We start from the raw sequence: 12,311 nt of genomic DNA, 5'->3' as shown, positions 1-12,311 counted from the left end.
CGTTTTTTGTGACCGAGGGGGAAAAACGGCGATTTTCACGAAACGGTGGGTGAGCGTGTCAAAGGAACCATCGGTGTGGCAAGATTTCTTTATTTGGGAAATGACGCCGGGGAGCGGAACGATCGGCGAAATCACCGGCCTTTATAAATAAAGAAAACAGTCATATATACTTGTCCGAGCCCATAACTATAGTAACGAACTGAAGCCAAAGCAGGCATTGATGGAAGATGTCCGCTGGTGCTTGAAAAATGCATATTGGGGGCTCGGCTATGGTCAAACGATTAAAACCAGTATTCGCACTCGCACTATGCCTGTTTGTCGCCATCCTTGTTATTCCAGCGGCGCTCGTTTTGCCATTTTACGATGGGAAGGTGGCAAAGTTGGCCGAACAACTGCACAAGCAAAATCAAACGCAGCGATCACAGGCAGCCGAAGGGCCGTCCGTCGAAGTGGCGGTCTACCGAAGCAAGGAACAGCGCGTCGAAAAAATTCCTCTTGAACAATATGTCATCGGCGTCGTTGCGGCAGAAATGCCGGCGGAATTTGAATTGGAAGCGTTAAAAGCGCAAGCGTTGACGGCAAGAACATACATCGTCAAGCAATTGCTTGCCAACCAACCGTTTCGCCTGCCGGAAGGGGCGAACGTGACCGATACGGTGGCGCACCAAGTGTATTACAGCGATGACGAGCTGCGCAAGTTATGGGGAAGCGATTATGACTGGAAAATCAAAAAAGTGACGAAAGCGGTGTTGGAAACGCGCGGACAAATTATAACGTACAACAATGAGCCGATTGAAGCGCTTTTCTTTTCGACAAGCAACGGCTATACTGAAAACTCCGAAGCCTACTGGAAAAATGAGTTTCCGTATTTAAAAAGCGTGGCCAGCCCATGGGATCGGCAATCCCCAAAGTTTTACCAGCGCAAATGGATGTCGGTGGCCGAATTTGAACGCCGGCTTGGCGTCACGCTTTCCGAGAACGGATCGGTCGGCGTCATCCTCTCCCGCACCCCTGGCCGCCGCGTTGGTGAGGTGAACATCGACGGCAAAACGTTCACCGGCCGTGAAGTGCGGGAACGGCTCGGCTTAGCGTCAGCCGATTTTACTTGGGTGCGCCAAGGCGATGACATTGTCATTACGACCAAAGGCTATGGCCATGGCGTCGGCATGAGCCAATACGGGGCCAATTTTATGGCGAAAGAAGGGAAAACGTACGCCGACATCGTCAAACATTATTACCGCGGCGTTCATATTTCATCAGCCACGGCGTTTTTGAACAAACTGACTGCGAAAAAATGAAAACGGGGCGAACGCCCTGTTTTTTTTTTGCATAAAACCAGCAGGAATGTCAAAAAATAAGCAAAAAATTGCTTTCGGCGTGTATATCTTTTCCTCTTTCTGTTCAAAATGGTTGCTGAGGTGATGAACATGAGAGAGGAACAAAAACAATCGTCGCTGAAGCGTCTGTTCCGCAAACGTTGGGTATTTCCGGCGATTTATTTATCATCGGCCGCATTGATTGTCGCTGGCGCGCTTTGGTTCCAACTGGGCAAAGATGAGAATACAGGCAAAGACAACGTCGCCGAAAACGGCGCCGCTCAGCAAGAAAACCCGGCGGTCCCGGTCAATGAGACGGTAGAGAACATCGCCATGCCTGTGCTCGATCCGAACGCGGTGCAAGTAAAAACGCCGTTCTATGATGACGACGCATCGGAACAAGAACAGGAAGCAGCCCTTGTCTTTTATGATCATACGTACCACCCGAACCAAGGCATCGACTTGGCGCGCCAAGACGGCAAAACGTTTGACGTGACCGCTGCGCTGAGCGGCACGGTGACGAAAGCGGAAAAAGACCCGATTTTAGGCTATGTTGTCGAAATCAATCATGAACAAGGGGTCACGACCGTCTATCAATCGCTTGCTGATGTGAAAGTGGAAGCCGGCGATACGGTAAAACAAGGCGAAGTGATCGGCAAGGCAGGGCAAAGCGAGTTCAACAAGGAAGCCGGCATTCACGTTCATTTTGAAATCCGCAAAGACGGCAAACCGGTCAATCCGATCGATTACATTGACAAACCGTTGACCGCTTTGACTGATCAAGCGGAAGATCGCGCCGGCGATGACCGCGCCGCCACCAACAAAGAAAAGCAGTTGATGCCAAGCGATGAAACAGCGCCGACTGAAACCGAACAAACGCCGGCTGATGACAACACCACGGCGCCAAGCGACGATCATTCCCAACAAAATGAGGACGCTTCCTCTTACAAAACGCCAGACGCCTCGATCGGCATGGCCAGAGCGTAACCGGCCACGGCGTCTGACAGCGAAAGCGAAAAGGCCTGTCCGTTTGCCCAGCAAGCGGACAGGTCTTTTTCGTGAACATGCCGAGCTGGCGCGGATTTTCATCCCCAAGTGGAGGGCAAAACGTTGCCCATGAATCTTTTGCGTGAAAAGGCAGGACCATCCTCGGGTGGAGGGCAGGACGCATTGTCCATGGAACTTTTTCCTAAAAATGCGCGCTTGAAGCGGCCGTTTTCATGCCCGGGTGGACGGCAAAAATTGCCCATGGATCTTTTTCGTGAAAATGCGGGACCATCCCCGGGTGGACGGCAGGCCGCATTGTCCATGGAACTTTTCCGTCTCGAGCCGTGCATCGCTTTCTGGGATGGTGGGGTTGAAGCTGCAAGAATTATTTTTTTCAATATTCCTTTGTTTTACATAATATGACTAGAAATCATCACCCTCTTTCTTTTAAAATAAAGCAAAAGGAAAATTCATACTATTAACTCTATTTCCTGAACAAAAGAAAGGGGAGCGCGGCCATGGACTACTTATACCACCCCCACCCATCGCAGCGGATGACGGTGTTTGCCAAAAACGGCGTTGTGGCGACATCGCAGCCGCTCGCAGCGCAAGCGGGGCTTGAGGTGCTGAAAAAAGGCGGCAACGCCATCGATGCGGCGGTCGCCGCCGCGGCCTGCCTGACGGTCGTCGAGCCGACATCGAACGGCATCGGCGGCGATGCGTTCGCCCTCGTCTGGACGAACGGGAGGTTGTACGGCTTAAACGCGAGCGGCTATGCGCCGGCTGCCATTTCGCTTGACGCGCTAAAAGAGCGCGGCTATACGGAGATGCCGAAATACGGCTTCGCCCCGGTGACGGTCCCGGGGGCGCCGGCGGCATGGGCGGCGCTGTCAAAGCGTTTCGGCCGCCTGCCGCTTGTGGAGACGCTTGCGCCGGCGATCGCCTATGCGGAAAACGGCTACCCGGTATCACCTGTGCTCGGAAAGTACTGGGCCGCGGCGTTTCGTACATACAAAGAGGCGCTTCGCGGGCCGGAGTTCGCTTCGTGGTTTGCGACGTTTGCGCCGGGCGGCCGCGCGCCGAAGATCGGGGAAGTGTGGGCGTCGCCTGATCATGCGGCGACGCTTCGCTCGATCGCGGAAACGGAAGCGGAAAGTTTTTACCGCGGCGAGCTGGCGGAAAAAATCGCCGCCTTTTCGAAGCAATACGATGGCTTTTTGACGCTCGAGGATCTCGCCGAGTATGAACCGGAATGGGTTGAGCCGATTTCCGTTTCCTACCGCGGCTATGACGTATGGGAAATCCCGCCGAACGGCCAAGGGCTTGTCGCGTTGATGGCGCTCAACATCATGAACGGGTTTGACGTGCCAAACGTTCCGGACGTTGAGACATGCCACCGGCAAATCGAGGCGATGAAGCTGGCCTTTGCCGACGGGAAGGCGTACATCGCCGATCGCCGCTATATGGACTACAGTCCAGACGAGCTGTTATCGGAATCGTTTGCGGCCATGCGCCGGGCGCAAATCGGTGAGGAGGCGCTCACGCCGGAGCCGGGAACGCCGCCAAAAGGCGGAACGGTCTATTTGGCTGCCGCTGACGGTGAAGGCAATATGGTGTCGTTCATCCAAAGCAACTATATGGGCTTCGGGTCCGGCCTCGTCGTCCCGGGCACGGGCATCGCCTTGCACAACCGCGGCCATAACTTCGCCTTTGATGACGGCCATCCGAACGGGCTCGCGCCAAGGAAAAAGCCGTACCATACGATCATCCCCGGCTTTTTGACGAAAGGCGGCACACCGATCGGCCCGTTTGGCGTCATGGGCGGATTCATGCAGCCGCAAGGGCATATGCAAGTGATCATGAACACGGTCGATTTCGCGCTGAATCCGCAAGCGGCGCTCGATGCGCCGCGTTGGCAGTGGATGGAAGGGAAAACCGTGCTCGTCGAGCCGCACTTCCCGCGTCATATCGCCGAAGCGCTCGCTCGCAAAGGGCATGACATCCGCATGGCGCTTGACGGCGGCCCGTTCGGGCGCGGGCAAATCATTTGGCGCGATCCTGACACCGGCGTGCTCGCCGCCGGGACGGAGCCGCGCACGGATGGAGCGGTCGCCGCTTGGTGAAACTAGCCGCCGCGAGCGCTTTTTTGCTGTTTGGCCAATGGCGCTTGCACCCGGCGTACGTTATCGCCTTGGCGCTCGTCTATGGGGCGGTGTTTTTGTCATAGAGCGTGAAGCCGGACGCGCCACACGGAGGGGCTGACCTAAAAGGCCGTCTGACTCGAAGATCGGCGCAACGTATCAGAAATCACGCATGTGTAGCGGCGAAAGAAGGGATTCTGCTCCTTGGCCCCCTCTTTCGCTCGCTTTTTATTCGACCGTAAACGTCACCTTCGCCCGGGCGTTCGGCCAGTTTTTGTCGGCGAGCCACCACTCAAGCGTGTACGTTCCGGGCGCTAAGTCGCGGAACGTCTCCTGAAAGGACAGCTCTTCGCCTTGTTTTAACGTCCGTTCTTCGTAAATTTGCGCAAACATTTTTCCCTCGCTGAACTGCTTCACCTTTTTGCCATCGCGGTACAAAATGTAGTCATACTTTTGTGAGCTGGTGAACGTCACCGTCTGCACACGCTCGGTTTGGTTTTTGACGGTAAACGTAAATACGTAGGCCCCGTTCTCTTTTTCGTACGTCAACGATGGCTCGAGCGTACCGGCGATGATTCCCTTCCTGCCGGCCTGTTCCGCTTTACCGGCTGGGGCGGGGCCAAGCAAGTCATCTTTTGCCTGCGAGCGCTCACCGCCGTTTGTATACATAAACAGCGCGCTGGCCGCCGCCGCCCCGACCAATGCCGCCGCAATGCCGAACGCTTTTCCTTTGCCCATCTTCGATTCCTCCTTCTGCCTCTTTCTATTATAGTCGTTTCCCATTTTCCGTTCGTTACAAACCGTAAAAAATTGTGAAAAAACCGTTGTCCGCCTTGATGTTTCTGGTATATATGCCCGATTTGTCTAATAAAATGTTACAAATTGAACAGCAATGAGAGTGGTTGAGGTGGGGATCGTTCACAACCGGCAAGCGACGCGGCGAAGACGCTTCCGAGACATCCAACGAAAGCGGCGCTCATCATAGGCAAGACGAGTCTCATTTCACACTTCTCACTTCTCACATCCAACTTAGGGAGGGCGAGTGGTGTGCACGATTACATCAAAGAGCGTACGATCAAGATTGGCAAGTATATCGTGGAGACGAGGAAAACCGTTCGCGTCATCGCGAAGGAATTTGGCGTGTCCAAAAGCACCGTTCATAAAGACTTGACCGAGCGGCTGCCGGAAATCAACCCGGAGCTGGCCCAAGAAGTCAAACAAATTCTCGATTACCATAAATCGATCCGCCATTTGCGCGGCGGCGAAGCGACAAAGAAAAAGTATAAAAAACAGGCGGTAAAAAATAACTGACTTTTTTCCTTGCCATCTGCCGTTTGCGGTCACCATATGGTAAAATAACCTATTAGGAATGATTTTTTAGGGCAGAGGCAAGGAGGACAAGGTATGTTTTCACGAGATATCGGTATTGACCTAGGCACGGCGAACGTCCTCATTTTCGTCAAAGGCAAAGGCATCGTGCTCAATGAGCCGTCCGTCGTGGCGATCGACAAAAATACAAACAAGGTGCTGGCAGTCGGCGAAGAAGCACGACGAATGGTCGGACGTACTCCTGGGAATATTGTTGCCATTCGGCCGCTGAAAGACGGCGTCATTGCCGATTTTGACATTACGGAAGCGATGCTTAGGCACTTTTTAAGCAAGCTCGACCTCAAAGGCTTTTTCGCCAAACCGCGCATTTTGATTTGTTGCCCGACGAACACGACATCCGTCGAGCGGAAAGCGATCAAAGAAGCGGCGGAAAAAAGCGGCGGCAAAAAAGTGTACTTGGAGGAAGAGCCGAAAGTCGCTGCCATTGGCGCCGGAATGGACATTTTTCAGCCGTGCGGAAACATGGTCGTTGATATTGGCGGTGGCACGACCGATGTCGCAGTTCTCTCGATGGGAGACATTGTCACCGCCTCTTCCATTAAGATGGCTGGGGACAAGTTTGATATGGAAATTTTAAACTATATCAAGCGTGAATATAAACTGCTCATTGGGGAGCGAACGGCCGAAGAAATTAAAATCAAAGTGGCAACGGTATTCCCAGGCGCACGGACCGAGGAAATCGACGTCCGCGGCCGCGATCTCGTCACCGGGCTGCCGCGCACGATTACGATCCGTTCCGATGAAATCGAACGCGCGCTCCGCGAACCGGTGTCATTGATTGTCCAAGCGGCCAAAAGCGTGCTTGAGCGCACGCCGCCAGAGCTGTCGGCGGACATTATTGACCGCGGCGTCATCTTGACGGGGGGCGGCGCCTTGCTTCATGGCATTGATTTGTTGCTGGCGGAAGAACTGAAGCTCCCGGTGTTTGTCGCTGAGAATCCGATGGACTGCGTCGCTCTTGGCACCGGATTGATGCTCGAGAACATCGACCGCGCGCCGAAAACGCAGCTTCTTTAACGGCTGATTCATCGCCAGCGCCCCACGGGCGGACAGAAGATGCGCGAAAAAAGGAAAGGCGGGGGATGCGGCGGCCGCTTTTGCCCATCTATAATAAAGAAAAAGGGCCGTTGGCTGTGCCGCCAAGACCGTTCAGCTTCTTTTGCCTTACGGAAGGCTGTCGGCCTTTTCGGTTGAGGATGCGAACCGAGATGGCTTAGAAAACCGGTGAAAAACGCTGATTCTCTTCATCAACGGGAGAACGCGTGAGGCCGATGCAACAAGGTTTTTCTAATTGAGAAATGATATGGAAAACCCGTATCTAGGATGAAATCACCAACCTTTTAGAAGGCTGGTGAAAAACATTGGTTTCCTTTGGGCGATGAATAAAAGTGTGCAGTGCTGCAAAGCTTTTCTATTTGAGAAACGATGACAGGAAGCGGTGTGCACGATTGCATCGCCGGTCTCTTAGGTCGCCCAACGAGCGCGAAGGGCCAGCGAATGATGAAAAGCGACAAAATAAGGCTACGGCGTCCGAACGTTGCGACGAACGAAGGCCAAAAATGAGGACAAGCGAGGTGATGGCCATGTTGAGAGGACTGTATACAGCCGCGAGCGGCATGCTCGCGCAACAGCGCCGCGTCGATTGGCTGACGAACAATTTGGCGAACGCCGAAACGCCGGGGTATAAAGCGGACGTTGGAGCGATGAGAGCGTTTCCGGAGCTATTGATGAGCCGGCTTGCCGATCGTTCCGTTCCAGCCAACCCTCCGCGCGCCATTCCGACCCAAACCGTGATCGGCCCGCTCAATACCGGCGTTTATATGCAAGAACTGATTCCGAACTTTCGCCAAGGGGATATCAAAGAAACCGGGCTTTCGACCGATGTCGCCTTAATAGATGGACAAGTTCCGGTCGATCCAACGAGCGGGGAGCGCGGCGCGCTGTTTTTTGCCGTTGAAAACGGTCAAGGCGAGATCCGTTACACAAGAAACGGGCATTTCACGTTGAGCCCGGACGGCTATTTGACGACTCAAAACGGCTGGTATGTGCTTGATGCGAGCGGTGAGCGCATCCCGCTGTCAAGCGAACAGTTTTCCGTCCGTGACGATGGAACGATCATCGACGAAACAGGGGCAACCGCTCGTCTTGGTGTCGCGTTTGCCGCCAATCCGAACACCTTAGTGAAGGAAGGAAACGGGTTCTTCCGCAGCACCGGAGGTCCGCTGCCGCCGGCGCCGGGCAATGTGACGTATACCGTAAAGCAGCGCTTCATTGAGCGGTCGAATGTCGACGTCGAGCGGACGATGACCGACTTGCTCGCCGCCTACCGCGCCTTTGAAGCGAACCAAAAAATCGTGCAAGCGTACGACCGCAGTTTGGACAAGGCCGTCAACGAAGTCGGCCGCCTAAAATGATGAAAGGGGGACAAGCCTGTGCTCCGCTCGATGTTCACCGCTGCCAATACGATGAACGCGTTGCAGCAGCGGCTTGATACGATCAGCCATAACATCGCCAACAGCAACACCATCGGCTTTCAACGGCGCGAAGCGAGCTTCGCTGAGCTGCTGGCCCAGCAAGTCGACCGCCTGCCGAACGACGAAGCGCCCCGGCAAACGCCGGCGGGGGTGCGCTACGGAAACGGGGCCGGACTCGCTTCGACGATGCTCGTCACTGCGCAAGGGCCGCTTGTCGAGACGGGCCGCGCCCTCGATTTCGCTTTCACCGCGACTAACCAATGGTTTCGCGTCCGCACCGTCGATGGCAGCGGCGCCGCTGCGATCGGCTACACGCGCGCCGGCAACTTTTCGCTGACGCCGATGAACGGCCAGCTCGCGTTGACGACAAGCGACGGCCTGTTCGTGCTTGATGAAACGAACGCACCGATCGTGCTGCCAGCGAATACGCATGACGTGCAGCTGTCACCGACGGGAACGTTGACCGCCATCGACGCCAATGGAGCGGCCGTCGCCCGCGTCAACTTGGGTGTCACGGCGATTCGCCGCCCGCAGCTCCTTGAGGCCCAAGGCGACAACGTCTTCACTCTGCCCGCCGTCCCAGGCGCCAGTGAAGAGTTGAACGGCGGTTTGCGCAACCAAATCCGCATCAAGCAAGGCGCGCTCGAACAAGCGAACGTCGATCTTGGCGAGGAACTCGTCGGCCTGATGACAACGAGCCGTGCCTATCAGCTTAACGCCCGCGCCATTTCCATTTCCGAACAAATGCTCGGGCTCATTAACAACGTGCGCTCCTCTTAAGGAGAGATGAACATGGGCAACGAAACGAAAAACGAGCCGCTTTCTCGCAGCGAGCGGCGAAAACAGCGAAGGAAAGCGCGCTTGGCCGCGTTTTCGACCGACGGGAGCGCCGCGGCCTTGCAAGAACGGCCGCCGGTGACGAAAACCCCCCCGCCGTCTGAGGCGGAAACAACGCCGGAAACGCGCCATTTTGCGCGCGCCCGGTTCGTTTCAGTGCTGCTGCGGCTGATCATGGTCATCGCACTGATGGTCATCTGCCTAGCGGTGGGAGTGGCTGTCGGCTACAGCGTCATCGGCGACGGGCACTGGCTTGACGTGTTTCGTCCGTCGACATGGCAGCACATTTTTGACTTTGTCCAAAAAGGGGCGTAGAGACAAGTCCCCCTCCTTGAAGGCTGGTAAACGGTGAGCGATGAGTGAACGGTGCAAAGCAGGAACGGTGCTACATGTTCAATTGGAGAAATGATGCTAGGAAGCGGACGGCTCCCTTCCATCACCAGCCTTCTTGATTCCAGCAGAAAGGAGCGTTTCCGATGCTTGATGTCCAACAAATTCAAGCCATCATCCCACACCGTTACCCGTTTTTGCTTGTGGACCGCATTGTTGAAATGGAAGAAGGCAAACGCGCCGTCGGCCTCAAAAACGTCAGCGCCAACGAAGCGTTTTTCGCCGGTCATTTTCCCGAATACCCGGTTATGCCTGGCGTGTTGATCGTCGAAGCGCTCGCTCAAGTCGGCGCTGTCGTCCTCTTGCAAAGCGAGGAAAACCGCGGCCGCCTCGCCTTTTTCGCCGGTATCGACAACTGCCGGTTTAAAAAGCAAGTGAAACCAGGCGACCAGCTCCGCCTCGAAGTGGAAATTCTCCGCGCCCGCGGCGCCATCGGCAAAGGCAAAGGCGTCGCCACTGTCGACGGCGAGCTCGTTTGCGAAACAGAGCTCATGTTCGCTTTGGGGGACAAACCGTCTCGTTAAATGGAACCCGCGCGGACCGAAAAGGTGGCCCGTCTTCAAGATAGGCAAAATACGAAGAACATGTTACGTATATAGTGGGAAAAGAGGATGCCCCGTTCCGTTCGGGACATCCTCTTCGTTTTTGGCCGAGAAGGCTGTGGTGAAAAACCATTGACTCCCTTCATCAATGGGAGAACGCGCGGGCCGATGCAACGAGGTTTTTCCAATTGAGAAATGACATGGCAAACCCGTATCTAGGATGAAATCACCAGCCTCCGAGAGATCATCGAAAAGCAACGCAGAAACGAGTCCCTCCGCATTTCATGCATGAAATCATCCGTTCGGGGAAAGATAAGCAAGGACCGGTCTTACATAAGGTCACCATAACACATGGAAAGGAGAAGAAGCATATGAAGAAAAAACTGCTGCTGTTCAAACTGCTCAGCGCCGTCCTCGCCCTCATGTTAGCGGCCGGATGCAACGGCGACAACGACAATGACAGCCCGCCGCCGCCGAACAACCAACAAAATGATGTCAACGACCAAGACATGAACCCGGCCGATGACATCAACCAAAACGACGATGTGGATAACGACAAAGATAACGACGGCATCCCGGACAACCGCGATACCGATTTGAACGACAATCAAAACAATCAACTCTCACCAGGAGACGACACGAACAACGGCCCGGGCGATGACGAACACGATACCGTGCCGGACCGCGAAGACCCGATTGAAGATCCGCGGGATGCGAATGACAAGGACAATAAAGACGAGTAAGGAAAATAAGGATGCCCAAAGAGGATGGTCTCTTTTTGGGCATCCCTGTTTTGTGTATTTATTTTACTGCTGTGGTCTTCAATTCAAGATGTTCTTTTAACTCATTGGAAACGGCCAACCGCTCGCTTTCCGGCACGATTAAATAATAGATTCCGTTAATTTTCGTCCCTTGACCGGTGATGTGCAGCTGCTTGATCTGTTTACGGGCATCTTTGTAGTTCGCCTGAATTTCTTTCATTTCCTCAAACGTTAAGTTCGTTTTGATGTTCTTCCCGATTGCCGTGAGTACATCGCTATAGTTTGTGAGTGACGAGAAGCTTGCCCCTTTCTCAATAATGGCTTGAATGATTTGTTTCTGGCGGTCTTGGCGCCCGAAATCGCCGCGCGGGTCGTCATACCGCATGCGCGAATATTTCAGCGCTTCTTCCCCGTTTAGCTTAATTTGCCCTTTTGGAAAGTGCGTGCCTTCATACGTGAAAGCAAACGGGTTGTTCACCGTCACTCCCCCGACCGCATTGACGATATCGCGGAAGCTTTCCATATTGACTTTAATGTAATAGTCGATCGGAATATCTAAGAAATGCTCGACCGTCGCCATCGTCATCTCCACTCCGCCAAAGGCGTACGAGTGGTTGATTTTATCTTTCGTCCCTTTTCCGATAATATTTGTTCTCGTATCGCGCGGAACACTGACCATCTCAATCGACTGTTTGTTAGGGTTAATAGTCATCACAATGAGAGAATCTGCACGCCCGCGATCTCCCTTGCGCTCGTCAACGCCAATTAACAAAATCGAAATCGGCGTCTTCCGCTCAAACGATACCTCTTCTTGACGTTTTTCCGATTTCCAGTTGACTTCTTCATGCATCTTGTTCGCTGTCTGCTTGACATGATGGTAAACGGAATAGGCGAACACTCCCGCACCGATGACAAGCAATGCGACGATCGTCCCAACCCAGCGTAGCCATTTTCGCTTTTTACGTCGTTCTGCTCTCATGTTCAACCTTCCTTTAGCTGTAAAATTCATCATTATGATTATAGTTTGTTTTTCTGAGCGAAACAACTACAAAGAAGGTAGGGGTCTATCAACTTTTAGCAAACAATGTCCATTACAACTGTCAAACGGAAACAAATACCGCCAATAAAAAGGTTATTTCGACAAAGTCCGACAAAAAACGCGATTGATATGACAAATCTACTATGTTATGATTAATGATGTTCAAAGAGGTGGGAAATCAAAGGAAAGAGGGAGGACGATGATTGGATATCCATCGGTACTCCCGTTAATATATAAGATTATTCAAATGATCCGTCGACATGTTCACCTACCGATTCAACAATTAAATCAAACGAGTCATATTTTCTAATCTGACCTTTGGGGGCAAAAAGTTTGTATCTACAACCAAGTTGAGGCCACAGCTGAAAGAGATCAAATCTAGTCATTGCTCGTTCTGAATCGAAATGCTAGTCTGATTGAAAAACTAGAAGGCCG

General features: G+C 53.5%; 13 protein-coding genes. 11 read left to right on the top strand and 2 right to left on the bottom strand.

Going from position 1 to position 12,311, the window contains the following annotated elements; genetic code table 11:
* Positions 1–269: 269 nt before the first annotated feature.
* The 4 genes from spoIID (at position 270) to GC56T2_RS16340 (ending at position 4,426) form a co-directional block, all read left to right on the top strand.
* On the top strand, positions 270–1,298 hold the full coding sequence (gene spoIID, locus GC56T2_RS16355) for a stage II sporulation protein D (RefSeq protein ID WP_144976676.1): 1,029 nt from the start codon (positions 270–272) through the stop codon (positions 1,296–1,298).
* A gap of 129 nt (positions 1,299–1,427) precedes the next feature.
* Positions 1,428–2,303: a stage II sporulation protein SpoIIQ gene (gene spoIIQ / locus GC56T2_RS16350; protein WP_144976674.1), complete on the top strand. Its 876-nt coding sequence runs from the start codon at positions 1,428–1,430 to the stop codon at positions 2,301–2,303.
* Positions 2,304–2,426: 123 nt separating this feature from the next.
* Positions 2,427–2,726: a hypothetical protein gene (locus GC56T2_RS16345; RefSeq protein ID WP_144976671.1), complete on the top strand. Its 300-nt coding sequence runs from the start codon at positions 2,427–2,429 to the stop codon at positions 2,724–2,726.
* 95 nt (positions 2,727–2,821) lie between these two features.
* Positions 2,822–4,426 carry a gamma-glutamyltransferase family protein gene (locus GC56T2_RS16340; protein WP_144976669.1) on the top strand — a complete coding sequence of 535 codons (1,605 nt, stop codon included), beginning with the start codon at positions 2,822–2,824 and terminating at the stop codon, positions 4,424–4,426.
* A gap of 246 nt (positions 4,427–4,672) precedes the next feature.
* Here GC56T2_RS16340 and GC56T2_RS16330 read toward each other — a convergent pair whose 3' ends face one another.
* Positions 4,673–5,182, bottom strand: coding sequence for a BsuPI-related putative proteinase inhibitor (locus GC56T2_RS16330; protein WP_144976667.1), 510 nt, complete (start codon positions 5,180–5,182; stop codon positions 4,673–4,675).
* A gap of 309 nt (positions 5,183–5,491) precedes the next feature.
* Between GC56T2_RS16330 and spoIIID the strand changes: the two genes are divergently transcribed.
* The 7 genes from spoIIID to GC56T2_RS16295 all read left to right on the top strand — a co-directional run bounded on the left by spoIIID (position 5,492) and on the right by GC56T2_RS16295 (position 10,819).
* The gene (gene spoIIID, locus GC56T2_RS16325) at positions 5,492–5,755 is read left to right on the top strand and encodes a sporulation transcriptional regulator SpoIIID (RefSeq protein WP_008880665.1); all 264 of its coding nucleotides are present in this window, start codon (positions 5,492–5,494) and stop codon (positions 5,753–5,755) included.
* Positions 5,756–5,848: 93 nt separating this feature from the next.
* The gene (mreB, locus tag GC56T2_RS16320; protein ID WP_144976664.1) at positions 5,849–6,850 is read left to right on the top strand and encodes a rod shape-determining protein; all 1,002 of its coding nucleotides are present in this window, start codon (positions 5,849–5,851) and stop codon (positions 6,848–6,850) included.
* Between the two features lie 566 nt (positions 6,851–7,416).
* Positions 7,417–8,247: a flagellar hook-basal body protein gene (locus tag GC56T2_RS16315; RefSeq protein WP_144977436.1), complete on the top strand. Its 831-nt coding sequence runs from the start codon at positions 7,417–7,419 to the stop codon at positions 8,245–8,247.
* An 18-nt stretch (positions 8,248–8,265) separates the two neighbouring features.
* Positions 8,266–9,087 (top strand): flagellar hook-basal body protein, encoded by an 822-nt coding sequence (locus GC56T2_RS16310; protein WP_144976662.1) that lies wholly within the window; start codon positions 8,266–8,268, stop codon positions 9,085–9,087.
* Positions 9,088–9,099: 12 nt separating this feature from the next.
* Entirely contained in the window at positions 9,100–9,459 is a 360-nt protein-coding gene (locus GC56T2_RS16305; RefSeq protein ID WP_144976660.1) for a DNA-directed RNA polymerase subunit beta, read from the top strand.
* Positions 9,460–9,620: 161 nt separating this feature from the next.
* On the top strand, positions 9,621–10,058 hold the full coding sequence (gene fabZ, locus GC56T2_RS16300) for a 3-hydroxyacyl-ACP dehydratase FabZ (protein ID WP_033842894.1): 438 nt from the start codon (positions 9,621–9,623) through the stop codon (positions 10,056–10,058).
* 389 nt (positions 10,059–10,447) lie between these two features.
* A complete protein-coding gene (locus GC56T2_RS16295; protein WP_144976657.1) occupies positions 10,448–10,819 on the top strand; it encodes a hypothetical protein in 372 nt (123 codons plus the stop codon).
* Between the two features lie 58 nt (positions 10,820–10,877).
* Here GC56T2_RS16295 and tagU read toward each other — a convergent pair whose 3' ends face one another.
* Positions 10,878–11,816, bottom strand: a complete 939-nt coding sequence (gene tagU / locus GC56T2_RS16290) for a polyisoprenyl-teichoic acid--peptidoglycan teichoic acid transferase TagU (protein WP_144976655.1) — start codon at positions 11,814–11,816, stop codon at positions 10,878–10,880.
* Between the last annotated feature and the right edge of the window lie 495 nt (positions 11,817–12,311).

The sequence above is a fragment of the Geobacillus sp. C56-T2 genome (genome assembly GCF_007829715.1).
In the GTDB taxonomy this organism is placed as follows: Bacteria; Bacillota; Bacilli; order Bacillales; family Anoxybacillaceae; genus Geobacillus; species Geobacillus icigianus.
Note: the sequence above shows the minus strand (reverse complement) of the source record. Positions and strands in the feature narration are given on the sequence as shown.

Coding starts and splice junctions, on each gene's coding strand:
- GC56T2_RS16340 (WP_144976669.1), top strand. CDS start 2,822: ATGGACTACTTATACCACCCCCACCCATCGCAGCGGATGACGGTGTTT.
- GC56T2_RS16330 (WP_144976667.1), bottom strand. CDS start 5,182: ATGGGCAAAGGAAAAGCGTTCGGCATTGCGGCGGCATTGGTCGGGGCG.
- spoIIQ (WP_144976674.1), top strand. CDS start 1,428: ATGAGAGAGGAACAAAAACAATCGTCGCTGAAGCGTCTGTTCCGCAAA.
- GC56T2_RS16295 (WP_144976657.1), top strand. CDS start 10,448: ATGAAGAAAAAACTGCTGCTGTTCAAACTGCTCAGCGCCGTCCTCGCC.
- tagU (WP_144976655.1), bottom strand. CDS start 11,816: ATGAGAGCAGAACGACGTAAAAAGCGAAAATGGCTACGCTGGGTTGGG.
- fabZ (WP_033842894.1), top strand. CDS start 9,621: ATGCTTGATGTCCAACAAATTCAAGCCATCATCCCACACCGTTACCCG.
- GC56T2_RS16315 (WP_144977436.1), top strand. CDS start 7,417: ATGTTGAGAGGACTGTATACAGCCGCGAGCGGCATGCTCGCGCAACAG.
- GC56T2_RS16305 (WP_144976660.1), top strand. CDS start 9,100: ATGGGCAACGAAACGAAAAACGAGCCGCTTTCTCGCAGCGAGCGGCGA.
- spoIID (WP_144976676.1), top strand. CDS start 270: ATGGTCAAACGATTAAAACCAGTATTCGCACTCGCACTATGCCTGTTT.
- mreB (WP_144976664.1), top strand. CDS start 5,849: ATGTTTTCACGAGATATCGGTATTGACCTAGGCACGGCGAACGTCCTC.